Origin of the sequence: Actinophytocola sp. (assembly GCF_035634895.1) — a bacterium.
Taxonomy (GTDB): Bacteria; Actinomycetota; Actinomycetes; order Mycobacteriales; family Pseudonocardiaceae; genus Actinophytocola.
Genome location: NZ_DASQCC010000008.1, coordinates 27,718 through 54,264 on the forward strand (window position 1 = coordinate 27,718; position 26,547 = coordinate 54,264).

Annotated in this window: 22 protein-coding genes and 1 tRNA gene; 11 read left to right on the forward strand and 12 right to left on the reverse strand. The window is 66.8% G+C overall.

Translation table 11 applies throughout. The features are described from left to right. Window positions 1-10 precede the first annotated feature (10 nt). Together VET29_RS01695 and VET29_RS01700 are read right to left on the reverse strand one after the other, a co-directional pair. Window positions 11-502 (reverse strand): hypothetical protein, encoded by a 492-nt coding sequence (locus VET29_RS01695; RefSeq protein WP_324913610.1) that lies wholly within the window; start codon window positions 500-502, stop codon window positions 11-13. Between the two features lie 193 nt (window positions 503-695). Beyond that, window positions 696-1,436, reverse strand: coding sequence for an isocitrate lyase/phosphoenolpyruvate mutase family protein (locus VET29_RS01700; protein WP_324913612.1), 741 nt, complete (start codon window positions 1,434-1,436; stop codon window positions 696-698). Between the two features lie 111 nt (window positions 1,437-1,547). Here VET29_RS01700 and VET29_RS01705 point away from each other — a divergent pair, with 111 nt between their 5' ends. Beyond that, on the forward strand, window positions 1,548-2,033 hold the full coding sequence (locus tag VET29_RS01705) for a methylated-DNA--[protein]-cysteine S-methyltransferase (protein WP_324913614.1): 486 nt from the start codon (window positions 1,548-1,550) through the stop codon (window positions 2,031-2,033). Window positions 2,034-2,046: 13 nt separating this feature from the next. Here VET29_RS01705 and VET29_RS01710 read toward each other — a convergent pair whose 3' ends face one another. Beyond that, a complete protein-coding gene (locus tag VET29_RS01710) occupies window positions 2,047-2,586 on the reverse strand; it encodes a bacterial proteasome activator family protein (protein WP_324913667.1) in 540 nt (179 codons plus the stop codon). Between the two features lie 76 nt (window positions 2,587-2,662). Here VET29_RS01710 and VET29_RS01715 point away from each other — a divergent pair, with 76 nt between their 5' ends. Further along, complete coding sequence (locus VET29_RS01715; RefSeq protein ID WP_324913616.1) at window positions 2,663-3,871, forward strand: cysteine desulfurase-like protein; 1,209 nt, start codon at window positions 2,663-2,665, stop codon at window positions 3,869-3,871. Between the two features lie 306 nt (window positions 3,872-4,177). Here the strand turns inward: VET29_RS01715 and VET29_RS01720 are convergent, their stop codons facing one another. Continuing rightward, a complete protein-coding gene (locus VET29_RS01720) occupies window positions 4,178-5,143 on the reverse strand; it encodes an NAD(P)H-quinone oxidoreductase (RefSeq protein ID WP_324913618.1) in 966 nt (321 codons plus the stop codon). A 150-nt stretch (window positions 5,144-5,293) separates the two neighbouring features. On the opposite strand from VET29_RS01720, the gene VET29_RS01725 reads away from it, so the two are divergent. Both VET29_RS01725 and VET29_RS01730 read left to right on the forward strand, forming a co-directional pair. After that, entirely contained in the window at window positions 5,294-6,844 is a 1,551-nt protein-coding gene (locus VET29_RS01725) for a M28 family metallopeptidase (protein ID WP_324913620.1), read from the forward strand. A gap of 527 nt (window positions 6,845-7,371) precedes the next feature. Next, a tRNA-Ser gene (locus VET29_RS01730) sits at window positions 7,372-7,456 on the forward strand. Window positions 7,457-7,938: 482 nt separating this feature from the next. Here the strand turns inward: VET29_RS01730 and VET29_RS01735 are convergent. From VET29_RS01735 to VET29_RS01755, 6 genes are all read right to left on the reverse strand, one after another. Beyond that, the gene (locus VET29_RS01735) at window positions 7,939-9,093 is read right to left on the reverse strand and encodes a hypothetical protein (protein ID WP_324913621.1); all 1,155 of its coding nucleotides are present in this window, start codon (window positions 9,091-9,093) and stop codon (window positions 7,939-7,941) included. Window positions 9,094-9,294: 201 nt separating this feature from the next. Beyond that, a complete protein-coding gene (locus tag VET29_RS01740) occupies window positions 9,295-10,620 on the reverse strand; it encodes a tyrosine-type recombinase/integrase (protein WP_324913623.1) in 1,326 nt (441 codons plus the stop codon). Further along, window positions 10,536-10,928, reverse strand: a complete 393-nt coding sequence (locus tag VET29_RS44020; protein WP_349256440.1) for a helix-turn-helix domain-containing protein — start codon at window positions 10,926-10,928, stop codon at window positions 10,536-10,538. The genes VET29_RS01740 and VET29_RS44020 overlap by 85 nt, the downstream gene beginning before the upstream one ends. After that, entirely contained in the window at window positions 10,925-12,478 is a 1,554-nt protein-coding gene (locus VET29_RS01745) for a DUF3631 domain-containing protein (protein WP_324913625.1), read from the reverse strand. The genes VET29_RS44020 and VET29_RS01745 overlap by 4 nt, the downstream gene beginning before the upstream one ends. Before the next feature lie 181 nt (window positions 12,479-12,659). Further along, the gene (locus VET29_RS01750; RefSeq protein WP_324913627.1) at window positions 12,660-13,130 is read right to left on the reverse strand and encodes a hypothetical protein; all 471 of its coding nucleotides are present in this window, start codon (window positions 13,128-13,130) and stop codon (window positions 12,660-12,662) included. A 261-nt stretch (window positions 13,131-13,391) separates the two neighbouring features. Further along, complete coding sequence (locus VET29_RS01755; protein WP_324913629.1) at window positions 13,392-14,456, reverse strand: hypothetical protein; 1,065 nt, start codon at window positions 14,454-14,456, stop codon at window positions 13,392-13,394. Between the two features lie 830 nt (window positions 14,457-15,286). Here VET29_RS01755 and VET29_RS01760 point away from each other — a divergent pair. From VET29_RS01760 to VET29_RS01775, 4 genes are all read left to right on the forward strand, one after another. Next, window positions 15,287-15,880 carry a toll/interleukin-1 receptor domain-containing protein gene (locus VET29_RS01760; protein WP_324913631.1) on the forward strand — a complete coding sequence of 198 codons (594 nt, stop codon included), beginning with the start codon at window positions 15,287-15,289 and terminating at the stop codon, window positions 15,878-15,880. Further along, window positions 15,877-18,114, forward strand: a complete 2,238-nt coding sequence (locus VET29_RS01765) for a hypothetical protein (RefSeq protein WP_324913633.1) — start codon at window positions 15,877-15,879, stop codon at window positions 18,112-18,114. The genes VET29_RS01760 and VET29_RS01765 overlap by 4 nt, the downstream gene beginning before the upstream one ends. Before the next feature lie 68 nt (window positions 18,115-18,182). After that, window positions 18,183-19,076, forward strand: coding sequence for a hypothetical protein (locus VET29_RS01770; protein ID WP_324913635.1), 894 nt, complete (start codon window positions 18,183-18,185; stop codon window positions 19,074-19,076). 55 nt (window positions 19,077-19,131) lie between these two features. Next, window positions 19,132-20,442, forward strand: a complete 1,311-nt coding sequence (locus tag VET29_RS01775; protein ID WP_324913636.1) for a DUF4407 domain-containing protein — start codon at window positions 19,132-19,134, stop codon at window positions 20,440-20,442. Window positions 20,443-20,568: 126 nt separating this feature from the next. On the opposite strand, the gene VET29_RS01780 is transcribed toward VET29_RS01775, so the two are convergent. Then, the gene (locus VET29_RS01780) at window positions 20,569-21,447 is read right to left on the reverse strand and encodes an ice-binding family protein (protein ID WP_324913638.1); all 879 of its coding nucleotides are present in this window, start codon (window positions 21,445-21,447) and stop codon (window positions 20,569-20,571) included. Here VET29_RS01780 and VET29_RS01785 point away from each other — a divergent pair. Then, the gene (locus tag VET29_RS01785) at window positions 21,419-21,748 is read left to right on the forward strand and encodes a hypothetical protein (protein ID WP_324913640.1); all 330 of its coding nucleotides are present in this window, start codon (window positions 21,419-21,421) and stop codon (window positions 21,746-21,748) included. The two genes, VET29_RS01780 and VET29_RS01785, sit on opposite strands and share 29 nt — an antisense overlap. A 263-nt stretch (window positions 21,749-22,011) precedes the next feature. After that, window positions 22,012-24,192, forward strand: coding sequence for an RNA polymerase recycling motor ATPase HelR (gene helR / locus VET29_RS01790; protein WP_324913644.1), 2,181 nt, complete (start codon window positions 22,012-22,014; stop codon window positions 24,190-24,192). Between the two features lie 49 nt (window positions 24,193-24,241). Here the strand turns inward: helR and VET29_RS01795 are convergent, their stop codons facing one another. Then, window positions 24,242-24,715: a MarR family winged helix-turn-helix transcriptional regulator gene (locus tag VET29_RS01795; RefSeq protein WP_414636430.1), complete on the reverse strand. Its 474-nt coding sequence runs from the start codon at window positions 24,713-24,715 to the stop codon at window positions 24,242-24,244. Window positions 24,716-24,785: 70 nt separating this feature from the next. Between VET29_RS01795 and VET29_RS01800 the strand changes: the two genes are divergently transcribed. Then, window positions 24,786-26,486, forward strand: a complete 1,701-nt coding sequence (locus VET29_RS01800; RefSeq protein WP_324913648.1) for a bifunctional metallophosphatase/5'-nucleotidase — start codon at window positions 24,786-24,788, stop codon at window positions 26,484-26,486. Window positions 26,487-26,547 lie beyond the last annotated feature (61 nt).

Below are 26,547 nucleotides of genomic sequence, written 5' to 3' on the forward strand. Positions count from 1 at the left end.
GGAGACTGATCTACGCGGCCAACTCCTGTCCCTGAGTGAGCCGGCGCGTCACGCCGATCACCGCGTAGGCAGGCGGCAGCGTACGGGTCGGGCTCGGCGGATCGATCCAGCGCCACTCCTGCCCGGAAGTCGTCTGCGGTTCGGTCGGGATGACGATGTGCGCACCGTGTGGCGCGACGTCGACCCGAAGGTGAGAGAGATCGGCCGCGATGTTCGGTCGCAGCCGGTCGAGCGGCTTGGTGAGGAAGGTCCAGCGCTTGCCTTCCGGCTCTGTGACGACAGGAGCGGACAGCATCGCGATGCCCAGTTCAGCGTGTACCCGCGCGCCGAGACTCGCCGGCATGGTCACGGCGTCGAGCACCTGGCCGATCGCGACGATGAGTACCCGCTTACCCACCTGCACAGAGACCGGCCAGCCAAGTAACTCCTCGTAGGATGCGCGGCCGTGGGCGAGTTCTCGGAGCCACGCCGGCGCGGGCCGGTTGGTGATCGAGATTGTCATGGTCATCCCCATGTGAAATTGGGCTGTGTCGGAGCCGGGCCCCGGCACAGATCAGATTTCCACGGTGCGGACGACCACCGCTGGAATTGACGTCTACCGCTGGTTCACCCGCGGCTGTGGTGTGCCTCACAGAGGAAGAACCAACCGGCCGGTATGTCGATACCGACCGGCTGGTTTCCTGCCGGTCGGGAGGTCAGTAGGCGAAGGCGGAGTTCAGGTCACCGTGCGTCAGCCCGCCGCGGGTCTGGTCGTAGGTGCCGAACCCGAGGATCTCGGCGGCCGCGTCCACCACGAGCGAGTAGGCGGCCATCGGGATCGAGGCACCGACGCTGACCCGCCGCACCCCGACCTTGGCCAGCTCGGCAACGGACGGCGCGCCGGGCCCAGCCATGATGTTGAGCGGCGCGGGAACCCTCTCGGCCAACTCCGCGATGACGTCGGTGTCGGTCACCCCGGGCACGAAGATCCCGTCCGCTCCGGCGTCGAGGTACTGCCGAGCCCGCTTGACAGTCTCGCCGATGCCACCCACACCGAGCAGGAACGTGTCGATACGTGCGTTGACGAAGAGCTCGTCGTCGACCGCCCGAGCCTGCGCGATCCGATCGGGCCGCGCCGAAGCGCCGTCCTCGATGTTGACGCCGACGACCCCGACGTCCCGAACCTTCCGGACCGTGCGGCTGACGTCCCCGTACCCACCCTCGACGTCCGCGGTGACGGGCACATCGACCACGCGCACGATCCGCGCGACCGCCGCGACGGCGTCGTCCGGATCCAGGCGGTCGCCGTCGGGCACCCCGAGACTCCAGGCAACCCCGGCACTGGTGGTGGCGATGAACTCGGCCCCGGCCTTCTCGATGAGCCGGGCGCTGATGGCGTCCCATGCGTTGGGCAGGACAAGTGGTTCGCCAGACTGATGACGTGCGCGAAAGTTCATGGCCGAGACTCCACCAGCCGTCCCGGACGCGTTCCGGCCGTTTTCGGACACGCACACGGTCATGTCCGAAAACGGCCAGCCGCACCTCACGAGAGAGGGCACGCTAAACCCATGCGGACACACACGGTGATGGACACCCCGGTGGGCCCTCTGACCCTCGTGGCGACGGACGGCGTGCTCAGTGGCCTGTACATGGACGAACAACGCCACCGCCCGCTCGAGGAGACGTTCGGCCGACGCGACGACACCCGGTCGGCCGACGCGATCGAGCAGTTGACCGCCTACTTCGCCGGCGACCTGAAGGAGTTCGACATCCCGCTGGCCATGGCGGGCACGGAGTTCCAGCGTCGCGTGTGGACGGAGCTCCAGCGAATCCCGTACGGGGAGACCACCACCTACGGTGAACTGGCGGAACGCCTGGGCCGGCCGACGGCGTCCCGGGCAGTAGGCCTGGCCAACGGCAAGAACCCGATCTGCATCATCATCCCGTGCCACCGGGTAGTCGGCGCCAGCGGCAGCCTCACCGGCTACGGCGGTGGCCTCCCACGCAAGCGCTACCTACTGGCCTTCGAAAAAGGCGAGCCAACCCTGTTGTAGAAGCCGCAAGCGCTCAGAGGTACTGCCCGGTCCCCCGAAGCCCGTGCCCCTCAACTCCTTCAGCACCGCCAGCCCCACCAGCACCAGGCGGCAACCCGCGACGCATCTGCTCCAACTGCACCCGAGCAGCCATCTGCTGCGCGAACAGTGCCGTCTGGATCCCGTGGAACAGCCCCTCGAGCCACCCCACCAGCTGGGCCTGCGCGATCCGCAGCTCAGCGTCGGAAGGCGTGTTCCCCTCGGTGAACGGCAGCGACAGCCGCTCCAGTTCCTCACGCAGTTCCGGCGCCAACCCGTCCTCGAGCTCCGCGATCGACCGTTTGTGGATCTCACGCAGGCGATTGCGGGACGCCTCGTCCAGCGGCGCGGCCCGCACCTCCTCGAGCAGCTGCTTGATCATCGTGCCGATGCGCATGACCTTGGCCGGCTGCTCCACCATGTCGCCGACCTGCTCGGCAGCGCCGTCCGGGAGGGAGGCCGCGCCGACGGGCGTCCCGTCGGGGCCCATCACCACCATGTGTTGTGGCTGTTCGCTGTCCTGGTCAGGTTCCATCTGCACGGGTTCGAGGGTAGCCGTCATCCACACCCCGCAAACGACGCCCCCGGACCCGTCCGTACGGTGTGGTGCCATGGCGTTCGACGTCGCTGCGATTCGGGGTTGGTTCCCCGCGTTGGGTGATGGCTGGATTCACCTGGACGCCCCCGCCGGCATGCAGGTACCCGAGCAGGTCGCGACGACGGTCTCGACCGCGCTGCGCGCACCCGTGTCCGGCCCGGGTGGCGTCTTCCCAGCGTCCCAACGTGCCGGAGCCATCGTCGACGCGGCCCGCCGAGCCATCGCTGACGTCGTGGGATGCGACCCGGCCGGCGTGGTGCTGGGCCCCAACCCGGCGGTCCTGCTCCAGCGCCTGGCCGAGTCCGTCGGCGCGGGCTGGGTGATCGGCGACGAGGTGGTCGTCTCCCGGCTGGACCACGCGCAGAACATCGCCCCGTGGCTCCGGGTGGCCCAACGCGCCGGCGCGACGACGAAGTGGGCGGAGATCGACATCGAGACCTGCGAGCTGCCTGCGTGGCAGTTCGAGGGTCTGATCAACCACCGCACGAAGGCCGTCGCCGTCACCGCCGCGTCGGGCGTGGTCGGCACCCGCCCGGACCTGACCAAGATCGCAAACCTCGCAAGGGAAGTCGGGGCACTGGTGGTGGTGGACGCGTCGTCGGCGGCCCCGTTCGTGCCACTGGACATCAAGGCCATCGGCGCGGACGTGATCGCCGTCAACGCGACGGCGTGGGGCGGCCCGACGGTCGGCGCACTGGCGTTCGCGGATCCCGCGTTGATCGAACGCCTGCCAGCCTGCTCACTGTCACCGAACCAAACGGGCCCCGGTCGCCTGGAACTGGGCCAACACGCCTACCCACTGCTGGCGGGCCTGGTCGCGTCGGTCGACTACCTGGCCAGCCTCGACGACGCGGCGACGGGCAGCCGCCGAGAGCGCATCCAGACGTCGATCGGCTCGGCGAAGTCCTACCAGGCAGGCATGCTGGGCAAACTGATCTCCGAACTACGCGGCCTACTACACGTCACGGTGATCGGCGACGCCATGCGACGCATCCCCGCACTGGCGTTCACCGTCGCCGACATCAAGGCCTCCACCGTCATAGTCCACCTGGCCGACCGAGGCATCTGTGCCTTCGCCGACGACGTGCCAAGCGGCGTCTTCGCCGCACTGGGAGTAGCCGAGGTCGGCGGCGCGGTCCGCGTAGGACTGGCCCACTACACAACGTCGGTGGAAATAGACGCACTGGTAGAAGCCGTAGCCGCCCTGACCTCGATCAGCTAGCGAATGTCACCTTCGCCCGACCCAACCGGGTGAAAGTTATCCACACCCCCCGCTGACCAGGGCTTTCGCAAGGCTGCGTCACCCCATACCGGTAGAATGGTCGGCGGGGTGGCCCCCGGGATTTGGGTGGGGGCTGCCTACTCTCCATTCTGGTGCTGATTCAAAGAAAAATGTTTTCGCAGGTCAGAGGCATAGTCGGTAGCGGTGCGATGAGTCGATCGCGGTCAAACCCATGCCCCGCGGCCCGGCCCACGCCCCCGTCAAACACGCCCGACCGCCGCGCTTACCGAGGGCGGACACGTGCAGTCAACTCACCCGCAGCACGAGCTTGCCGAACACGTCGCCTTCTTCGAGCTTGCGGTGCGCGTCGCCGGCCTGCTCGATCGGCAGCACGTCGTGCACGATCGGCGCCACCTTGCCGGCCTCGAACAGCGGCCACAGCCGCGTCTCCAGCTCGCGGCAGATCGCCGCCTTCTCCGCAACCGGCCGGTACCGCAGGGAAGTCGCCGTCACCGTGCCGTTCTTGGCCAACAGCTTGCCGAGGTTCAGCTCGCCCTTCACACCACCCTGCATGCCGATCACGACCAGCCGGCCGAGCCGCGCCAGCACGTCGACGTTGCGTGGCAGGTACTTCGCGCCCATGTTGTCCAGCACGACGTCCACAGTGGCCCCGAGCACCTCGACGAAGTCCTGCTCGCGGTAGTTCACGAGCACGTCCGCCCCGAGCGAGGCACACCGCGACAACCGTTCCCCGGAGCCGGCCGTCACCGCCACCCGCGCGCCCAGCGCCTTCGCCACCTGGATCGCGTGCGTGCCGATGCCGCTCGCCCCGCCGTGCACGAGCAGGGTCTCGCCGGCCGTCAACCCCGCGACCATCACCACGTTCGACCACACCGTCGCCGCGACCTCCGGCACCCCGGCCGCGGTCACCAGATCCACATTGGACGGCACGCGCATGACCTGCCCCGCCGGCACGACGACCTTCGTCGCGTAGCCGCCGCCCGCGAGCAGCGCACACACTTCGTCACCAACTGCCACACTCTGGACGCCCTCGCCGAGCGCGGCCACCCGTCCGGAGCACTCCAGTCCAGGGACATCCGTCACGCCTGGTGGCGGCGCATAGTTGCCTTGGCGCTGCAGCAGGTCCGCCCTGTTCACGGCCGTGGCGACGACATCCAGCACAACCTCGCCTACGCCGGGCTGTGGATCGGGTTGCTCCGTCCAGCGCAGGACTTCCGGACCACCCGGCTCAGTGATCGTTATCGCGTGCATGGGAAGACGGTAATCGACCGACATAACAGTCCGTATATGGGTCTTGACCAGCATGAAAGTTCGGACAAGGCTGCGCAAGCCGGGCGCGCTGATCAGGGCTTCGGGGAGATCAGGCCGCCGGCTTTTTAGCCTGTGAGGAGAGGAAGCTTCATGCCGTCCGCCAAGACGACATTCCGAGCCGGGGTCGCGTTGCTCGCGGCCGCAACCGGTCTCGGCATCGTGGCCGTGCCAGCGTCCGCGCAGTCCGCGTCGCCGATCCCCGACGGGCCGGCACTGGCCCGCCAGCTGGTCAAGAAGGTCGACGTGGCGAACACCAACCGCCACCTGATCGCGCTGCAACGGCTCGCCGACCGCAACAACCACACCCGCGCCGCCGGCACGAAGGGGCACACCGACTCCGCCGAGTACGTCGCCACGAAGCTCGAGGCCGCGGGCTTCATCGTGGACCGCCAGGAGTTCCCGTTCCTGTTCGACCAGACCACCAACGCGTCGCTGACCGTCGACGGCACCTCGGTGCCGGTCGTCCGCATGACCTACAGCGAGAACACCCCCGCCGGCGGCGTGACGAGCACGCTCGCGGTCGTCCCGGCGGACGCGACGCCGGGCTGTGAGGTCTCCGACTTCACAGCTGCCGGGGTGGCGGGCAAGGTCGCACTGGTCAGCCGCGGCACGTGCACGTTCGCCGTCAAGGCGGCCAACGCAGCAGAGGCCGGCGCGGTCGGTGTGGTCGTGTACAACAACGTCCCGGGCGCACCGGGCGGCACGCTCGGCGGCGCCGTTCCGGGCAGCGCGCCGGCGGGCGCCATCACACAGGCCAACGGGCAGGCGCTGATCGCGAAGAACGGCGCGCCGGTCACCTTCAACCTCCAGGGTGTCACCGAGGAGCGCACGACCTACAACGTGATCGCCGAGACCCAGACGGGCCGGCACAACAACGTGGTGATGGCGGGCTCGCACCTGGACAGCGTCCCCGCGGGCCCGGGCATCAACGACAACGGCACCGGCTCGGCCGCGCTGCTGGAGACCGCGCTGCAGCTAGGCAGCTCACCGAAGGTCAACAACGCGGTGCGGTTCGCGTGGTGGAGTTCTGAGGAACTGGGGCTGCTCGGTTCGAAGTACTACGTGCAGAACCTCGACTTCGAGCAGCAGCTCGACATCGCGCTGTACCTGAACTTCGACATGATCGGCTCACCAAACGCCGGCTACTTCACCTTCGACGGCGACGACTCGGACGGCGTCGGCGCGGGCCCCGGCCCGTACGGCTCGGCGCAGATCGAGCAGGCGTTCACCGCCTACTTCGACTACACCGGCATCCCGCTGGAGGGCCGCGACTTCGACGGCCGCTCCGACTACGGCGAGTTCATCCTCAACGGCATCCCGGCCGGCGGCCTGTTCACCGGCGCCGAGGTGTTGAAGACCGACGACCAGGCCAACAAGTGGGGCGGCATCGCCGGTCAGGCGTTCGACTCGTGCTATCACCAGGCATGTGACAACCTCGGCAACATCGACCGCGTGGCACTAGACCGAAACTCGGACGCGATCGCGTTCGTGCTGGGCTCGTACGCGATCAGCACCGAGGACATCAACGGCGTCCCGCCGCGCACGGCACGTGCGAAGACCCGGGCCGCCCAGGCCCGTGTCGCGCAGAAGTCCGTGGCCACGGCACCGGAGGCCAACGACCCACACACCGCACTGAGCTAAATTTGACGGAAAAAGGGCCCGCACCCCAGAAAACCTGGGTGCGGGCCCTTTCCGGCGGCCGCACCCAGGCTTGTTCTGTCAGTGGTGGTTGTCGTCTCCAGACTGGCGTGGATCCTTTCCGGCCATCTCCCGAGAGGTGCCCTGAATGGAGGGATCAACATCGTCGTGGCGCGCGGACGTGCGTTGTGCGCACGTGCACACCCGAATCCTGGCACTGCTCCGCAATCACGACCGAGCCGATGTTGTCAACTCACCCGCGGGGTCGCAGCGAACGGCGGTCCACCACGTCCTGTACTCGCATTGCCACGGCACCACCTACCTTCCTAGCTCCCGGCGGCCTCTCGCATCGGCCCGCCGTACCCCCAGCATGCACCCGCGTGGGCCAGGTCACAACCCCCCGCAAGGTCCTGAACTGGTGAAACACCCGATCACTGTCCGAAGCAGACGATCCACTGCCTGCCCCACCCACCCAGCCGGACGGCGCTGACCTGGCGGAGAGCGCAACCCGCTACCCTTGCACGGGCAAGGGAGGCGTGGCAGAGCGGCCGAATGCACCTGTCTTGAAAACAGGAGACCTTCACGGGTCCGGGGGTTCAAATCCCTCCGCCTCCGCTCTCTGACCAGGCAAAACGGCGGCTGGACGCGATGTGCGATCCAGTCACCGTGCTCCCGGGGTCTCATTCAGGGTCTCATTCGACCTGCCGGGTGGACACTTCCGGCTGGTCGGCGCTCACTCCTGGTTGTGGTCAGAGTCGCCCACAAACCGTCCCGCGCGACCTGGTGAGCGGATGCGGGAGCAAGCGGCGAGGGGTTCAGTCATGACCCCGCGCGGCAAGGCTGCATGTTGGCGTATATCAAGCCACAGCGGTGGAACCAACGGCAGCTCTATCAAGTTGGCGCATACCCGCTCTTAGCGCGGTGCTGGACAGCAAGAACCCGCATGAGCCGATACTCATGGTCGACGTGCGGCAACTGGTGAACGTCGTCAAGGGACGCCAGCGCGGCGGCCAGCCAGAAGACAACCCCCGATGCGCTCTGGAGCCGGGTCGCTGTGACTTACAGTAAAAGCTGCTCGACATCGAGAATATACAACCTCAGGCGTCCAAGCTAGCGAAGTAAGACGAATGAACTTCCTCGCGCAAGGTTGTTAGCGCCGAAACAACCCGCCTTTGAATGACCTGCCACGCCATGCTTGGGTCGACGATTGGGTAAGAGAGACCGAGGACCCGAGTAGCCTCAACGCCTCGTTCTTGGCCACCACCATGCTGCTGGGCGTTTCTGATGTTTACCACCGCTCCTAAGTCAGCGGCTGCGTCACGCACTCGACCTAGCGCAGCCTCGTCCAGAACATCGCCTTGTTCAAGAAACGTGGCGATCGATCGGACGGGATGGCCACCTGAATTGCGCGGTATCCTTAAGCCCTTCAGCAGTTCCGCCATGCTGCTAAGTTGCGAGTTAAGTTCATCTCTAGTATTGACCGGAAAAGCCAACTTTGCTGTGCGTTCCGCGCTAATTGACTGCACGAGTGGCTTAGCAAAACGCAGTCGCCACACAACGTCGAGGTAATCAAAGGCTGCGACAATGCCGAAGGGTGACGGGATCGGCTCCGTTGATTCGACTTGGGGCGGCGTTAGCAACTCTGAAACCCGGCTTATGTATTGCTCGACACTCTTAACACCCTTGTATAGCGCGAGCTCACGTCGAAGTTCAACTCGCCAACCTCCTCTCTTGTCGGGTGCCGGAGTCACCGTGCTCGCGAGCGCGGGCTCGTAGTCCACAAGCATTTTAATCTGCTCAAGTGAGCTCGATTCAAGTATAGGGTTGCTATAACCAACCGCTTGGTCGCGCAACTCTTGACAGGTGGAATATGTCTGCTGTACTTCTGTCGGTGACATGGGCATATTCAGCCTGGCGGTCACCAGTCGCTGCAGAAGAGCGACGAATGCCTCCGTATTCCTCTGCTCAATCCCCTGTACACGGTGGCGTCCAGCTACAGTCAGATAGACCTTCGTGCCAGGCATGGGGATGTTCGAATCAGTCCACACAAATCCATAGTGACGGTTCCCCGGGCGTGGACTGCCAACGAATGGAAGCGAACTGAGCACTTCAGTGGCGTCCATGTCAATACGGTCAAATTCGTGCTCGATGTATGACCATACAGGAGCTGTGCCGTGATCCTGTTGGACGACTGCAACAAGCTCCAGCAGCTTAAGCTGCGCTTCGTTGAAGGGCTGTAGAAGTGTGCTCATCTTTACCTTCGTTCAGATCTGGGGCCACGACACCCGCCAGACGAATCTTTCATTCGGACGGCCAACAGGGACGACCGTACCCGCCGGTGGGCTGACGAGCCTACAACGAGACAAGCACCGCACCAGGAACAGTGGCGCGGTGCTTGTCGTTTGCAGGGCAAACATCCTCAAGGGGAGAACCGGTGGGGCATATTCAGGGTCTCACTTGGATCCCCACAGCAGCGTGTTGACCTGGGCCGCGATGTTGGTCTGGATGGCGGCCGTGACGTGTGAGTACCGCTTGGCGACCTTCGTGTTGGACCAGCCCATGATGTCCATGATGGCGGGCAACTGGACCCCGAGCAGCAGTAGGACCGTCGCGGCCGTGTGCCGGGCGTCGTGCAGTCGAGCGTCTCGGACCTCTGCCTCAGCGAGCAGCGCTTTCCACTCGTTGTGGTCCGAGCGAGGATCGATCGGATTGCCGTTGGGCTGGGTGAACATGAAGTCGCTCTCATGCCACAGGTCGCCCGCCAACTCCCGTTCCTGAGCCTGCACCTTCTCGTGCTCCATCAGTAGCTCGAACACCTGATCAGGCAGCCGGATGCCGCGCCGGCCGGCCCGCGACTTCACGTCAACATCCATGACGCCGCCGGTTCGCTGCGGACAGTAAATGGCGTGTTTCGCGCAGCCCGGAGGGCAGGGCGGTGGGCACTGATTCGTGTGCGCCTTGCATGGTTTCCGGCATGGCTTCGTCTTGTGTCTCCCGGCCGCGCAAGCGACAGGATCACAGCAGCCGTGTCGGTAGGTCTGCCGCTGTCGCTGCTTGCGGACCCGGAGAACCTTGGTCTTCTTATTCAGCCAGCTCCACCGGAACCCGATTGACTCGCCTTTCCGGGTGCCGAGTGCCAACGCGAGAACGAAACGTACGCCGTTCCGCCGTTTCAACGCTGCCGTGAGGAGCGCTTGAATCTCCTCGACCTCGAACGGCTCTACTTCCTCTTCGTCGACTCTGGGAGACTTCACGATCTCGAACGGGTTCTCGGTGATGACCTTGCGCTTCTTGGCCTCTCGGAACGCTGCCCGCACCGTGATGTGCACGTGGTGCACCGTGTTTTGACTGTAACCCTTTGCTGCGAGATCGATGTACACCTTTTCGAATCGCTCGGGCTCGTGCTGAAGTTTCGCCAGCTTATGTGCACCGATACGCGGTATCAAGTGGTTGCGGATGTCGCCCTCGTACCCCTCGAATGTCTTGTAGCGGATGTTCGGTCCGACGATGTCATTCAGCCAGTACGTGAGCCAATCGGCCACGGTTTGCGACTTGCTACGGGGAGCGCGCACTATCCCGTCTTCTCGCTCACGCTCCAACTGCTGAACGGCCGCGACAACATCGTCATACGCGCCGTCACCCCTGCGCTTGACGTGCCGCCGGTCCGGTGTCCCGTCATCCTTGAGACCCATCGTTACTCGACCGTGCCAGCAACCGTCTTTCCCGAGATAGATGCTCGACCGGCCGTTCGGGTTGCGAGTCGACTTCTTGCGCGGCATGTCAGCCTCCCCACAGTTGTCGTCGCTGTTGTGTCCGGCAAGCAGTCGGGCGGCATACGCGTTGACTGCCGATGCTGGAACGCGCCGTAACCGGCCGATCTGGACGGAGGGCAATCGCCGCTCTTGACCAGTCCCCAAGCCGTGGTGCGGCCAATGTGGAGCCGTTTGGCGGCGTCCTCCACGGTCAGGAGCACCCGGTCCTGTGGCGTTGCTGTCCTGGGTTCCGGGACGGTGGCGGTTGGGCTGGTGGCGAGCAGTTGCACAACCTGAGCGAGTAACGCGGCGACGTTGGGACTGGCGGCGGTCATGCTTCCCCCTCGATGTCGGTCGCGACCTCCGCGACCTCCGCGACCGTGCCGGTCACAGCGGGTGCGGATCGCTCGTGGTTGCCGCGACCGTCCGCGACTTGTTCTGCGGCTGTGGTCGCGGAGGTCGCGTCTGGTTGCGCGACCGGTTCGGCGTCGTCGTTCTCGTTGACCTGCTCCGTCGCGGCCGTCGCGGAGGTCGCGCGGGTGGCGAGCGGCGGCAGGTAGCGGCTCCACGCGTCGGCCAGGCCGCCGTCACTGTCAACGCGGTAGCCCTTGAGCGCTTTGCCGTTGACCTTCACGTCCTTGGGCCGGACTGAGTAGCGGTCCAGTTCCTTGGCCAGCCGGCGACTGTCGAGCGGCTTGCCCTGAAGATCGGTCCACGGCCCGTCCTCGATCGCGTGCAGCTCGCGAATTAGGTCGGCCGTGCCGATGCGGTCGGTGTTCTGGGCGGTGAAGATGTCGCGGATGTCCGAGAGCAGCCGTACGCCGGTCGAGACGTTCTGCGGTCCAGCCTCGACCACGAAGTGACGGCATGCCTTGCGCACTGTCTCCGGCCAGTGCCCGCCAGCGGCATCAGCAAGGGCCAGTAGCGGACGCCAGATCTCGGCCGCCCGGTCGCGCACACCGTCCGGCCGTTCGGGCCGTGCGCGTGCGACCTCGTCGGCCACGCGGTGCGCCCACGCTTCGAGGTCGGCGTGGACGGGTGCGGCTTCCCGTTCCACGTCTTCCTCGATGAACTCTTCGACCACTTCGTCATATCGCCGTTTGCGCATGTGGATCGTGACCGCGCGGGTCGTGATGGTGGCTGGCATTCCCCCGGCGATTCCGGCCAGGGCGACTGGTGCGTAGACGGGGAATCGGGTGACGTTCATGCTCTTGGCGTCCCCGACGCATCGGGCGACGGTGGCTGTCCGCTTGTAGCCGGCGTTGAGCAGTGCGCGGAGGTCTTCGTTGTTGCCGCCGGTCTTGGGATTGAACACGGCATCGATCTCGTCGAACAGCAGCGTGATCGGACCTTCGACCAGCATCCGGAACACGGCCGCCGGCGTGACGCTGATCGTCATCTCTGGCTTGGCGACCAGGTACTGACCGACCTCCAGCACGCGCGTCTTGCCGCTGCCCGGTTCGGCAGAGTCCAGGATGAGCCGGGGCGTGACGTAGAGCCGGTCAGCGATGTGGGTGTGGGCGTACCAGAGCGCCAGCGTCGGGGCGCAGTGCTCGTTGGGGAACGCGGAGAACCGCGACACGAACGTCACAACAGCGTCGAGCACCTCATGGCCAGGCTTGAGAAACGCGCCGGCAGGGGTCGGACCAAGCCAGGTGAGCGGCCGAACCGGGGCGGCCTCGGGCAGGTCGCGGTTCGGCGTCGCCCCGCGGTCGTCGGCCTGCTTGGCTGCCTGTCGTGCGGTCCATGCGGTCTGGCAGGGGTCCGAGCAGAAGTCGACAGAGGGTGAGCCGTCGCGCGGACCTCCACACTCCCGGCAGTCGGCCGGGTGCTCGTCGGCAATGGCCGCATCGATCGCAGACAGGGCGTCAGTGATGTCGGGCATCAGGCCGCCACCTCCAGCCGAGTCGTCGAGTCACCGATCTGGTTGCGCGCGGCTTGGTAGCGGTCCCAGAGGTCGTCAACACGGCTCGTGGGCTGGGGTCGTCTCGACGAGTCGCTTGTTGCCTGCGGTTGACGACTGCGCTAGCAGGATGTTGATATCGCGGATCATGCTGCGTCTGTCATCAGTCTGTAAGCGTTGCGATGAGCAGGTCGCCGACCAGCCCTACATCGTCGATCTCGACATCGTTGCCTTCTGGAACTCTCCGGATCTTCGCCAATGAGCGATCGGCGGTTTGATCGAACCATCGCCGGGCGTGGAGTAGCGCGTCGGCCCGCAATTTTGGATCAGCCGCCTCGAGCTGGTCTCGTGAGACGGGGCCACACTTGTGGTCGAGGGTGATTCGGACGATGTCGAGGAGATCTGTGCCCTCCTTCGCGGCCCCGCGATTCATGATCGACTGCAGTTTCATCGCAATGATGGGGCCAGGCTCAGAGACTTTCACCGTTAGGGGGTCAAGCTCCGCAACACCTAGCACCATGTTGGACGCGGTAGAAGCCGCCCACGCATGAGACTGGACGTGAAGGCGATCGGTCGGATCATCGGGAGGATCGTTGACCTCGGCATCAGTGACTTCCAGAATGTCGACTTGCACGTCACCGTATGGAGTGTGAACCAATGCGCCGGAAGGTCCGCTTGGTGTCGCTCCGGTCGATAGGAGCAGCTCGAGCTGCGAGCGCTCTGCCAATGCTCGACGGTCGACAGTGTCGAGATCGGTCGTCGCTCGATACGGGGTGGACAGTCGACACAGGACCGCAAGGCCGCCTACACCTCACGCCCCGTCTTCTCAGTGATTACAGGTATCGCGCTCACGAGCCGAGTCATCGAAATACCGGCGAGTACGATGTCCGGGGTCTCACCAGACATGATGCCATGGCCTTCCCGGGTTCCACATGTTCAGGATCTCCCTGCCCCGCCCAGGATCCTGAGCGAGATCGAGTGCGACGAACAGGGGGTTCGCTAGCGGCCACTCGTTGGCCCATGCTGTTCCATCGACTCGTTGGGCGCACACCATCGGCACGGGAGCCGCACGGATTCGGCCAGCCCGGGTGGCCGGTGTTGTGGCAGGCCCCAATAGTCGGACCGCGCGGCGCAGTACGGTTTGATCAGGAACGTAGAAGTCGGGTGGATGGTCGGCGCGCATCGAGACAGGTGCTCCATAAAATGCTGCTGCCACGGTGTCCGTCAGGGCCCAACCAACTGTCGACTCGACATCGTCGAGCCCAAGGTGGAGCACTGAATTCTCGCGGGCCCTGCCCGGTGCCGGGATGCTCGCAACATCCTCACTTAGCGGCCTCCAGTGCTCCGCGAGCTCCCAGAACAGCTGCGGTACAGCGGGCATGTGATTCGCGTCGACGAGGTTCGCCTCGCGCAGGGCGGCAAGGGCCTCGGAGATCGAGCTGGGCGCGCGCGCTAACGCCATGGCCGCAGTACGGACCCCGATCCGCGTCGTCGGGTTGAGCAACAGCAGCGCCGCGAGTTCGATGCTGACGCGCCCACCAAACCCCCGTCGAGCAGGGCCGGGTTTCGACAGGGCTGGAACATCTGTGTCGACGAACAGCCCGGGACCGACCACCCTCAGGTGGCCGCGCAAGTCCAGCCAACTCCATCCGGCTCCGTTGAGGCGGTCTCGCCCGTCCGCGGTGATGCGGTCTGCGACGACCAAGGGCACCACATTGATTTCAGCGCTGCTTGACCACCGTCGGAGCTGACCTGGCGCGCTGTCGGCAGTCACGAGCGACGCTGTCTTGACTTGAACTGCCAAGGTCCTGCCGTCGGGCAGCACAACCAGGACATCAGGGCGTTGATCGGTGCCGTCGACCGTCGTCCGGGCAGCCAGTCCTACAGCCTGCACCGCGTTGATGAGCGCTTCGACGGCGTCCTGTCCGTCTCGACGAGGAGCCATAGGGAGATCGTCCATGATTGTTCGGTGTTCGGTCAATACCGAACACCGAACGAGTAGCGGGAGGTGCCTGTATCCGGCAACCGGCGCCGTTCGCGTAATGACGGTGCCCCTGCCCGTCGGGCGCCTCAGCAGGTTGGACAGGCCTCCTCGATCGTGCGGGCCTGGCTCCCCATGTCCGGTTCCAGGCACTGCCGATAGTGCTGGTTGGCACAGTCCCAGTCGCGGTCTCATCCAGGGGCGGTCGGCAGCGTTCGTCAAGACGCCATCACGCCCGGGGCCAGCGCAGATGGACTCACGTGAACACCCTCGAACGCGGTTGCGTAGATCTTGAAAACAGGAGACCTTCACGGGTCCGGGAGTTCAAATCCCTCCGCCTCCGCTGTGCCTGACCGGGCTGACGGTGGTTGACCTCGCGGCGTTCGCGTGAGGTTACTCTGGTGCCCAGTCCGAACCGCGCCGCATCGGCCATTTGAGACCGTCCCGGACGTCCCAAGAATCCAGCGCTTCGTCAACCTTCGTGTGAGCCCTCGTCGACTGCGGCTGCGTCACCACATCAGCCATCGTGGCTGGGTGCTGTGATGAACAGAATGTTGGTTCGGGTTTGTCTTCGTCGCTGGCCAGGACATACACGATAAATCCACGTCCGGTCCACGTGCGTGTTGCAGGCTGGCGCAACCGGTACGCAGTTGATCTTGTAACACGATCGGGTGATTGCCGACTTTGTTGTCGTGAGCCTGGACTGATCGTCCGGGGTTCAGTCGTTCCGGGGGAATCAAGTCGAAGGTGCTGCTGATCGGCCGTGGGTCAGGTTGGTCGCCGCACGAAACGAATGGGGAAAGTGTTTCATGGCAGGGGTTTTCATCAACTATCGGTCCAAGGACCAGCCGCTCGGAGCCGCGGCGATACACGACCACCTGGCACGCCGATTCGGGCATGGCCGTGTGTTCCGGGACTGCGTTTCGATGGGTCCGGGTGACAGGTACCCGGACGAACTGCGGTCGGCGCTCAGAAGCGCCGACATTCTTCTGGCCATCATCGGCCCGGAATGGCTCACCATGGCCGAGGGTGGGCAGCGTCTCATCGATCGACCGTTTGACTGGGTCAGGTACGAGATTGCGACCGCGTTCCAGCAAGGTATTCAGGTGTTGCCCGTTCTGCTCAAGGAAACTCCCGCGAGCGCGGGGCGGATCACCAAGGGCGACCTACCCGCTGACATATCCGAAATAGCATCGCGTCAGGCTTTTGAGTTCAGTCAGCGCCGGTTCGGTGCCGCTCTCGATGAGCTGGTCGCGCGCATTGTGGAACTGGTGCCGACACTCGCGGACGTTCTCGACGTCCCGACTCCACCGAATGCGGCCTCCGCCGCCACCACGACGATGCGTGACGTGCACATTGCCGGAAACGGGGTCATCGGGATCAACAACGGTGACATGCGGTGAGCGACGACCAGGACGATCCCCAGGACGCGGTCGCCGAGCCGGAGAGCGTCGCCGCGTCGGAGGACGTGCCCGCCGCGCCGGTCGACGACGACTTCGGCAACGACGTGCACAACATGAGCGCGGCCATCACCCACATTCACGGCCCGGTCACGGTTGGCGGCTCGGCGGTCTTCGGTGTCTCGGGCGGCGCGGGTGCCTCGCGGCGTGCCACTGGACCGATCTCCCGGCCCGCCGTCGACGAAGCGCTGCGGTGGTTCGTCGAACCCCCGGAGTATCACGAGACCTTCAGGACGTTGCTCGAACACCACTTCGTCGTGTTGGCCGGGCCGGAAAGCATCGGCAAGAGGGCGTGCGCCCTGCGGCTGCTCCGTGCTGTCTGTCCGGAGGACGCCACGCTGGTCAGCGTCTCTCCGGCCGCGTCAATGGTCCAGCTGGCCACCTCGGTGCGTTTCGCCGGGCGGCACGGCTACCTCGTGGCTGACCACGTCGGCGACGGGTCGCACACCGCCGTGCACGCCTACGACGCGGAACGGCTGACCGACAAGCTCACCGAACACGACACCTACCTGGTGATCACCACGACCAGCCTCGCTGTCGCGCGCCGGATGCGGAACCGGTCGGTGACGGTGACACCGCCGGACCCCGTGGCGCTGCTCGGCGGGTGCCTTGAGGGCAGCGACATCGCACCCGACATCCGCGAGTCGGCTGAGCAGCATGTCGCGAAGCAGCCGTTTCCCCGCGAGGTCGTCAACCTCGCCCGTCGGCTCCGCGAGGATCCGGACGCGGCAGTGGAGGCGATGCGCGACCAGTCAGCCACACAGGTCGAGGAGTGGTTCAGCGGCGACATCCCGAAACGGGAGCTGCTCGCCGTCACAGTGCTCGCTGTCGTGGGTAGCCAGACCGAGCCGGTGCACGACTTCATGACCGAGGAACTGGTGCGCCACGCCGAACCTCGGCCGGGCGAACGAGAGGCCGCACCCTACGTCTCCCCGGAGAAGGACCAGATCAGGAAGCGCCGCCGGGATCACCCGTTGATGGTGAGTGCCTACGACGACGAGTCGGGGCAGAACTGGCTCACAGGGCGGCGCGTGCAGTTCCGCACCGTGGAGATGCGGGCGGCCGTGCTCAGCTCACTGCACCAGTTCTACGGCTACGAGCTGTGGGAGCCGGTGCGGACGTGGCTCCACGAGTTGTGTGCGACCGGCCCCATGATGGACCTCCAGGTCAACATCGCCGAGGGGCTCGCGATGGTGGCGCGTGCCGACTTCTCCTTCGTCTACCGCGAGTTCCTCGACAAGTGGGCGGCCGGCCTCGTCGCGGAACGCACGACGGCCGCGATGGTGCTGTGGTTCATGAGCGCCGACGACGAACTGGCGCCAACCGCGCTGCGCACCGCGATGGCCTGGGGACAGGGCCGGGGGCTGCACCGGGCGGTGACCTCGGCGCTCGCGCTTGGCGGACCGCTCGGCGTGCGCTACCCCGGGGAGGCGTTGCAGCGGCTGTGTTTCCTCGCCATGCGTGCTCAGCGGATCGGGCTCGTCGCCCAGCTGTCGGTCGGCACGCTGTTCCAGGCCGCTGTCGACGACGGAGCGGAAAGCACAGCGGGTGTGCTCGGCACTGTCCAGGCTGAGCTGGTGCGTGCGTTGACCGCGGGCGGCAAGCGGCGTTGGCCTGGTCCGGGGCCCGCGCCGGCGCCGGCGCAGAACGTCCAGCCGACGGCCGACTCGTACGTGTCGGAACAGCTCCGCGAAGACGGCGAGAAACCGGTGCGGGACGACGCTCAGGAGCCGCTCGAGCACGGGTGGAGCTACCGAGTGGTCATGGCGGCCCGGTCGTTGGTGGTCGCCGTACTCGGCGCCGAGCACGGCGACCGCCACGAGCCGGTGACCACGAAGATCGTCCTCGACCAGCCCGAGAACATCGACCTCCTGGGGAGCCTGTGGGCTGACGTGTTGTGCAGCGCTCCACATGCGCCCGCCGCACGCAGCGCCCTGCTGCGGCTGCTGCGCGGCCTTGAACGGAACCCGTGGGCGGCCGACGCCGTCGCGCGGCTGGGTGACGCGGTCCGAGCGGGCATGTCGCCCGCCCACCGGGCGCTGCGCACCGCCGAGCTGATGCGTGAGGCGAACAAGGGGGCGGTTGAGCGGCGGCCGGCGGCCGAACTCGTGACCGCGCTCCTGTCCGCCATCGAAGGCACGCCCAAGACCACGACATCTTCGTCTTTCCGGAGTTGATAATCATGACGCAGAACCCGCCTTACCCCGTCCTGGAAGAGCGACGTCTGGCCCCTGCCGGGCGGCGTGTGTTCAGCAGGACTCGCGACCTCACCGAACTGCCCGCGCAGCGACCGGGCACCGTGCTCGTCTTCGAGGTCGGGTCGGGCTATCTGGCCTTCACCGAACGGCGCCATCTCGCGGGGCGCGAGGATGTGGTGGTCAACGCGGTCGCGGTCAGTGTTGTCGACGTACGGCCGCAAACGATCACCGTGCAGCTGAACCTACCGTCGCTCGACCCGGCCGACGAGTTCATCGTGCTGGTCGACTTTCACTGCGAGGTCGTCGATCCCGAACAGGTGGCCGCGGGCGGGTTGCGCGACCTGACCAACACGCTCCGGCATTACCTGCGACAGGACCCGGCACTCGTCCAGTTGACGACCTCCCGGTCGATCGAGCAGATCAACAAGGTCCGTGCCGAGATCACGTCACGCATCGAGGCGTTCTACCGGCTGCGGGCGCCGCGGGTCGCTGGCATGTCGATCGAACTGCTCAACATGCGTGTGGTGACACCCCGTGAGCTGGCCAACCACGACCGGCGCATGCGGGACGAACGCTGGCGACAGGATCACGAAGGTCTCGTACACGACGGTGAGGACCGGCACGCCGCACGCATGCGGAGCTACTTCGAGGGCGGCCCGACGGCCGTCGCCGGCCTGGCCGCGGCCCGTGGCGAGCTGGACCTCAACCAGGCGACGCAACGGGAGTACGACGCGATGCAGGGCAAGCGTCAGGAGCTCATCGAGCTGTGGAAGTCGTTGCCTGAGGCGTATCAGGACACCGTCGCGGTCGACGCCCAGCGGATCGTCGACTCCGTCTTCGACCAGATTCTGGGATCGCCCGCGCAGCAGCAACTGGCCGGCGGGGGGAAGTCCACACCGCGGATGGTCGAGGACGGTGAGAAGGACGACGATGGCGACTGAACCTCAGCTGAGGGAACAACCGGAGCCATCCACCAGACCCGCACGGCTTGGTCGAATGCTGCGCTGGCTGGCGGCGGTCGACGAGGGCCTTCTGGCATGGGTGCCGACCGAACGTGCCAAGTACACCGCGCTCGGCGGCGTCGTGCTCGGCACCGCGTCGATCGCGGCATTGTCGTTGACCACCGCGCTGAGCGAGGTGCGCGGCGGGTTCCATGCGTTCGTGCTCCTGCCCGCACTGTTGTGGGGCGCGTTCGTCTGCAATCTGGACCGTTGGCTGGTATCGACCGCTTCGGGTACGCGATGGCGCAGCCGGGTGTCGGTCTTCCTGCCGCGGCTGGTGCTGGCCTTCCTGTTCGGTTGCGTGATAGCCGAGCCGCTCGTGCTGAAGGTGTTCGAGGCGGCGATCGAGAAGCACATCAAGGACGAGCGGCAGGCCGACCTCCGGCTGCTGGAGAGCAAGCTACTGCGCTGCAACCCGGATCCGACCGCCGACGACACCGCCCATGCCGCGGCGAACAGCCCGGACTGCGCCGACTACCGCCTGAACCTCCAGGCAGCGTACGCGGCGATGGCCCAGGAACTGACGAACCGACAGCAGGAAGCGAGCATCCTGCGTCAAAGCATCGCGACCGACCAGCAGGAGCAGGCCAGGCGAGACACCTTGGCCAGCAACGAATGCGCCGGCACCCCAGGCCCCGGCACCACCGGTAAGAGCGGACGTGGCCCGGAGTGCATAGCCCGTGAGCAGGAGGCGGCGGACTACCGCAGGACCAACCCCATCGAGCCGCAGACCAAGCGGCTCGGCGAGTTGGCCGGTCAGATTTCCACACTGCAGGCCCAGCTGAACGACTCGCAGCGGAACTACCAGTCCCGCCGCGACGCGGAGGTTCGGAAGAAGGTGGCGGAGCGGCGCGCGAACCAGGGCGCTATCGGCTTGCTGGAACGCTTCTCCACCCTGGACGCCTTGACGGAGACCAACGGGTACCTGCTCGCCGCCACCTGGTTCATCCGTCTGTTCTTCATCGCCGTCGACTGTCTGCCGGTCCTGGTCAAGTTCATCGGCGGCGTGACGAAGTACGAGGAACTGGTGGACTGCCGCACGCAGGCCGCGCAGGAGGTGTTCGAACACCGAGTGAAGACCGCCAAACAGGCGATCCTCGACGACCTGCAGTCCAGCCAGGAGGAGACGCGAACCAAGGAGAACATGCGTCGGGCGAAGACCCATCACGATGAGCGCTGGCACCAGGCGCAGCTGGAGGTGGAGCTCGAAGGGCAGGTGGCGGAACTGGCCCGACGCCTACGGAAGTCCCGGGACGGCGAGCCACACACCAACGGCGTGCGGTCGGGGATGATGACCAACGGATGAGACCGCCTGGGCTTGGGGTATCACAAATCCCTCCGCCAAGGCGTGACGGTGTAGGGCCGCCGGGCGGACAACGGCGCCCGGCGGCCCTACAGAAAATGCGTTCTGTAGCTGGAGTCGCTACGGACCTCAGCGGACCAGTTCGTAGATCGTCCTGGACTCACTTTGCGCGAACTGGGGCGTACCCAGGTACACGGCATTGATCAGGTGCAGGCCTGCTCCCAGGCGCGTGATGGTGAACACCGCGTGACCGGTGTTGTCGACGGCTGCGACGCGGATGAGGTTCGACCTGTCGGTGAACACCACGTAGCCGGTCGGGATCGACGTTCCAGCGGCGGCCAGCACCGTAGCGGTGAAGGTCACTGGCTGGTTGACCGCCGCGGGATTGACCGACGTGGTCAGAGTGGTGTTGGTGTTGACGGGCTGCTGGATCGCGGCTGGGCGGGTGATCGTGTTGGAGTCGAGCGTGACCGCCGCGGTGCGGGCCAGAATGCGGCCGTCCACGATCACCCCCGTGGTGACGGTGATCGACGCGAGGGCCAGGACGTTTCCACGCAGGATGGAGTAGGTTCCCAGCGTCGCGGAGCTGCCGACCAGCCAGAAGACATTGGCCGCCCGCGCACCGTTGACGAGGTTCACGCTGCTCGCGGACGCGGTGATGAGCGTGGACGCGGCCTTGAAGATGAAGACCGCGTCAGGGTCTCCCTGGCCGTCCAGCGTCAACGCTCCAGTGATCCCGAATGTGCCGGCTGGTGAGGCGTAGACGCCGGGGGTCTTGGTGGTACCGCCGAGTTCCACCGGGACGGTGGCCGTTGTCGGGCGGCTCGCGGCGTCGTTGTACGCGGCTGTCAGGTCGTCCTCGGCCTGCGCTGCGATCGCGTCGGTCGTGTGGATGGTTCCGTTCACCTGTCCGGGAGGGAACCCGGTCACCGAGGTGCCGGGGCTCAGGCCGAGGTCACCGTTGATGGTGGTCGGGCCGGTGTTCGTGATCGTCGACGCGGCGAGCACCGCGAAGTTGGCGGCAGTGCCCAGCGACACCGGCGAGATGGCCGCGCTCGCGTTCGGCACTGCCGACACTCTGCCCGGCGACGCCGCCGATGCTGTCGGCACGGCCAGCGCGAACGCCGCCACACTCGATGACACCGCCAGTAGCGCGACGGCATGCCGCGCGTTGGCTCTGATCCTGGTCATGCGAAATATTCGAGTACCGAACATGTCCAATACGACCCTTCCTCGGGTAGCGGTGATCGACTACTCGGCTTCCGACACCGCTCAGGACACCGCAGTACTGGGACATTCGCTGTTCTAATCACCCTTAGGGCCACGGAAAGCACCCATTCGGGAGTGAACGAACCCTTGCTCTCTCGAAGAAGGCGGCGTTGCCGACGGGACGACGGCCGGCCGGTCGAAGGTGATGCTCTCGAGGGGCTCGTCCACCTGTGGCGGGAGCTGGGATGGGTCCGCTGAAATGTCTGACTTGACAAGGGGCGGACAATAAAAAGTCGGCGTGCACTTCGGAATTGCCGAAGAACTCGCCGGACCTGTAATCAGATTAAATGCTGTGAGGGGCCTGTGTCAAGTCAGGGGTACGAAGCGGAACTGCGGTCCGAGCAGGACTACGTGGCTGGGCTCTACGAGCGGCTCGACGCCGAGCGGGTGCGGGCGAAAGGCCAGTTCAGGGGCGCTTTACGGTACGACGGCGGGACGCCGATGGATCGGGATGACAAGGTGCGTGCCACGGCCAGGGAGGTGCGGCGGCTGGACGTGGCGGATCACGGCTTGTGTTTCGGCCGGCTGGACGCCATTGCTGGCGAGTATTCCTACGTCGGGCGGATCGGGCTTTTCGATGAGGGAAACGACTACGAACCGGTTCTGCTCGATTGGCGGGCGCCGGCCGCGCGGCCGTTCTACACCGCCACGGGGGCGCACCCGGAGAACATGCGCCGGCGGCGGCAGTTCCTGACTCGGGGACGGCGGGTGGTCGAGTTCACCGACGAGGTGTTCGGGCGGCTTGGTGACGGTGTGCGTGGTGACGCTGCGTTGCTGGCGGCCGTCAACGCGCCTCGTGGCGTGGGGATGCGGGACATCGTCGCGACGATTCAGGCCGAGCAGGACGAGATCATCCGGTTCGAGCATCCTGGTGTGCTGGTGATCGAGGGTGGGCCCGGTACCGGGAAGACCGTTGTCGCGTTGCACCGGGTCGCCTATCTGCTGTACACGCAGCGTGAGCGGATGGAGCGGCACGGCGTGCTGGTGGTCGGGCCCAACCCGGCGTTCATCAACCACATCAGCCGGGTGCTGCCCTCGCTCGGTGAGTCGGACGTCGTGTTCATGACGCCCGGCGAACTCGTCCCGGGGCTGCGCGTCACCGCCGAGGACGGCCCGGAAGTCGCGCGGCTCAAGGGGTCGTTGAAGATCCTGGACGTCCTCCGGGCGGCGGTCGCCGACCGGCAACGGCTGCCGGAGCAACCGGTCGAGCTCGGGTTGCGGGAGGCGCCGTTGCGCATCGACCTCGCGACCGTCGAGTGGGCACGTGAGGAGGCGCGGACCAGCGGGCTGCCGCACAACGAGGCACGCGCGACCTTCACCGACGTCATCACGTACGTGCTCACCGAGCGGGCGCTCGGCAGGATCGGTCGCGGGTGGCTGACCAGGGACGACAAGGCGGCCTGGGAGCGGTTGCGGGCCGAGCTGGTCAAGGAACTGGCGGAGGACGACCGCTTCACCGCGACGATCGACAATCTCTGGCCGGTCCTCACACCGGAGACACTGCTGGCGCAGCTGTACGAGTCGGCGGAACGGCTGTCGGCGGCCGGCGGCGATCCCGTGCTGCTGCGTCCGGACGGCGCCGCCTGGACGGTGTCGGACGTGCCGCTGCTGGACGAACTGGTGGACCTGCTCGGTCCGGACAAGCCGGCCGACGACACGGCGGAGCGGGAGCGGCAGGCGCAGGCCGAGTACGCCGCTCGGGTGCTGGACAGCATGATCGGCCGTGCGGACTCCATGGACGACGAGGACCACCTGTACGCCACGGACCTCCTCTACGCCGAGGACCTGGCCGACCGGTTCGTCGAGGTCGACACCCGTGACCTCGCCGAGCGGGCCGCCGCGGACCGGGACTGGACGTACCGGCACGTCGTGGTCGACGAGGCGCAGGAACTGTCCGAAATGGACTGGCGGGTGCTGATGCGGCGCTGCCCCGGCCGGTCGTTCACCGTCGTCGGGGATCTCGCGCAGCGGCGGTCGCCTGCCGGTGCCACCTCGTGGGACACGATGCTCGCGCCCTACGTCCCGGGGCGCTGGGTGTACCGGTCGCTGACGGTCAACTACCGCACGCCCGCCGAGATCATGGCGGTCGCCGCCGCGGTGCTCGCCGAGTTCGCGCCCACCGTCGCGCCGCCGGACTCGGTGCGGGCGTCCGGGGTGCGGCCGTGGGCGAGGCAGGTGACCGAGGGTGAACTTCCCGGCGCCATCGAGGAGTTCGTCCGGCACGAGGCCGGGCGGGAGGGCACGAGTGTCGTGATCGGACCGTCCGGTGTGCCGGGCACGGTGCCGGCCTCGGAGACCAAGGGGCTGGAGTTCGACGCCGTGCTCGTCGTCGACCCGGACCGGATTCTCGCCGACGGGCCCCGGGGCGCGGCCGAGCTGTACGTCGCGCTCACGCGGGCCACCCAGCGCCTCGGCGTGCTGCACCGGGGCCCGTTGCCGGCGGCGCTGGCCGGGCTCGACGAGACCGCACGGCAGTCCGTGTGACCGGGATGGCCGGCCTGACACGACGGGCCGGCCATCCCCCCTCGGGAACTCAGCCCGCGCGCCCCAGGTGTCCCAGGACCCGTTCGAAGATGTCGGCCAGGGACCGCTGGTCGCCCTCGTCCAGCAGATCTATCAGGTGGGCCCGCACCCCTGCCACGTGTGTTGGCGCCGTCTCGCTCAGGCGGACTCGGCCAGCCTCTTTGATCTCCGCGAAAACGCCCCGCGCGTCGTCGCCGCACTCCACGCGCTGGACCAGGCCCGCGGTCTCCATTCGGGCTATCTGGTGGGACAGGCGGCTCTTCGACGACGCCACCTCGCCCGCCAGCTGGGCCATGCGCATCCGCCCACCCTCGCATTCGGACAGGCGCACGAGCACCTCGTAGTCCGCGAGGGCCAGACCGTGCTGTTCCTGTAGCTCCCGGTTCAGCTGTTTCCGGAGCAGCTCGCTGGCGATCACGTACGCGCGCCACGCCCGCATCTCGCCATCGTCCAGCCAGCGGGGCCCGTCTGTAATCGCCGTCACCCCAGCTAGCCTAGATCGTGCGCCTTTCGAGGGTGGCGCGCGCCGCCGTCGCCATGCAGACTCCACGGCCGTGGGACACAGGATCACCAGGGCAGTCGCCATCGTCGCGTTCGCCGCCGCCGCGGGGCTCGCGGCCACTCCGGCATCGGCCGCGCCCGGCGCCACCACCGACGTCCGGCTCATCGCCTTCAACGACCTGCACGGGAACCTGCAGCCGCCCGCCGGGTCGTCCGGCCGGGTGACGTTGCCCGGCGGCACCACCGTCGACGCTGGTGGGGCCGCCTACCTGGCCGCGCATGTCAAGCAGTTGCGGGCGCAAGCACCCAACTCGCTGCTGTTCTCGGCCGGGGACAACGTCGGCGCTTCGCCGCTGGACTCCGCGCTCTTCCATGACGAGCCGACGATGGATCTGCTGAACGACCTCGGCGTCTCCGCGTCGGTCATCGGCAACCACGAGCTGGACGAGGGCTACCGCGAGCTTCAGCGCATGCAGTTCGGCGGCTGCCATCCGACCGACGGCTGCCAGTTCCGCCCCACCTACCGTGGTGCGAGGTTCCCGATCCTCGGCGCGAACGTCTTCTTCGACAACGGACTCCCGGCCGCGCTGCCGTTCACCGTCAAGCTCTCCGGTGGCGTGCCGGTCGGCGTCATCGGTGTCACGCTCGAGGACCTGCCGCTCGTGGTCACGCCGGAGGCCATCGAGGGGCTGAGGTTCGGCGACGAGGTGCGGGCGATCAACCGCACGTCCCGGCTGCTCGACGTGCTCGGTATCCGCACGCAGGTCGTGCTCATGCACCAGGGTGACGACACCGAGGGCGGCGGTCCGAACGACTGCCGCACGGACCCCGGACCGGCGACCGCGATCGCGAAGGCCGCGTCGCCGTCGGTCGACGTGATCTTCACGGGGCACAGCCACCAGCAGTACAACTGCGTGATCGACGACCCGGCCGGCAACCCGCGCACGGTCATCCAGGGCGCGTCGTTCGGCCGGCTGCTGTCGGTCGTGGACCTGAAGATCGACAGGCGCACGCGTGACGTCGTGCGGTCCGCGACCAAGGCGCACAACGAGATCGTGACCCGCGACGTGACCCCCGACCCGGCGGCCAAGGCACTGGCCGACGAGGCGAAGACGAAGTCGGCGCCCATCGCCAACCGGCCGGTCGGCACGATCGCCGCCGACGTGGTCCGGGCCCAGGCCGCCTCGGGCGAGTCGTCGCTGGGTGACGTGATCGCCGACGCGCAGCTCGCCGCGACCGCGGTCAACAACGCGCAGGTCGCGATCACCAACCCGGGCGGCATCCGCACCGACCTGAACTTCGCCGGCTCGCCGGCGGGCGAGGGCGACGGTGTGGTGACCTACGGCGAGGCGTTCGCGGTGCAGCCGTTCAGCAACATCATGCAGACGGTGACGCTGACCGGCGCGCAGCTGAAGACCGTGCTGGAGCAGCAGTGGCAGCCGCAGCCGGACGGGTCGGTCAGCGTCAAGATGCTGCAGATCTCGGCGTCGCTGCACTACACGTGGTCGTCGGCGGCGCCGATCGGGTCGCGGATCACCGGCATCACGGTCGCCGGCCAGCCGGTCACGGACGCCGCGACCTACCGGGTCTCGGTGAACAACTTCCTCGCCGCAGGCGGGGACGGGTTCGCCGAGTTCGCGAACGGCACGGACCTCGCGGGCGGGCCGGTCGACCTGGACGCCTTCACGGCCTACCTGGCCGCGCATCCGAACCTGGCGCCCCCACCGGCGGACCGCATCACGGTCACGCCCTGACCGCCAACCCGCCCGCACGAAAGTCCCATTCGTGCGGGCCAGGGGGACCCCCGGATTTCAA

Excerpts from the sequence above, each read along its gene's own strand:
- VET29_RS01695 (WP_324913610.1), bottom strand. The coding sequence starts at position 502 with ATGACAATCTCGATCACCAACCGGCCCGCGCCGGCGTGGCTCCGAGAA.
- VET29_RS01700 (WP_324913612.1), bottom strand. The coding sequence starts at position 1,436 with ATGAACTTTCGCGCACGTCATCAGTCTGGCGAACCACTTGTCCTGCCC.
- VET29_RS01705 (WP_324913614.1), top strand. The coding sequence starts at position 1,548 with ATGCGGACACACACGGTGATGGACACCCCGGTGGGCCCTCTGACCCTC.
- VET29_RS01710 (WP_324913667.1), bottom strand. The coding sequence starts at position 2,586 with ATGGAACCTGACCAGGACAGCGAACAGCCACAACACATGGTGGTGATG.
- VET29_RS01715 (WP_324913616.1), top strand. The coding sequence starts at position 2,663 with ATGGCGTTCGACGTCGCTGCGATTCGGGGTTGGTTCCCCGCGTTGGGT.
- VET29_RS01720 (WP_324913618.1), bottom strand. The coding sequence starts at position 5,143 with ATGCACGCGATAACGATCACTGAGCCGGGTGGTCCGGAAGTCCTGCGC.
- VET29_RS01725 (WP_324913620.1), top strand. The coding sequence starts at position 5,294 with ATGCCGTCCGCCAAGACGACATTCCGAGCCGGGGTCGCGTTGCTCGCG.
- VET29_RS01735 (WP_324913621.1), bottom strand. The coding sequence starts at position 9,093 with ATGAGCACACTTCTACAGCCCTTCAACGAAGCGCAGCTTAAGCTGCTG.
- VET29_RS01740 (WP_324913623.1), bottom strand. The coding sequence starts at position 10,620 with ATGCCGCGCAAGAAGTCGACTCGCAACCCGAACGGCCGGTCGAGCATC.
- VET29_RS44020 (WP_349256440.1), bottom strand. The coding sequence starts at position 10,928 with ATGACCGCCGCCAGTCCCAACGTCGCCGCGTTACTCGCTCAGGTTGTG.
- VET29_RS01745 (WP_324913625.1), bottom strand. The coding sequence starts at position 12,478 with ATGCCCGACATCACTGACGCCCTGTCTGCGATCGATGCGGCCATTGCC.
- VET29_RS01755 (WP_324913629.1), bottom strand. The coding sequence starts at position 14,456 with ATGGACGATCTCCCTATGGCTCCTCGTCGAGACGGACAGGACGCCGTC.
- VET29_RS01760 (WP_324913631.1), top strand. The coding sequence starts at position 15,287 with ATGGCAGGGGTTTTCATCAACTATCGGTCCAAGGACCAGCCGCTCGGA.
- VET29_RS01775 (WP_324913636.1), top strand. The coding sequence starts at position 19,132 with ATGCTGCGCTGGCTGGCGGCGGTCGACGAGGGCCTTCTGGCATGGGTG.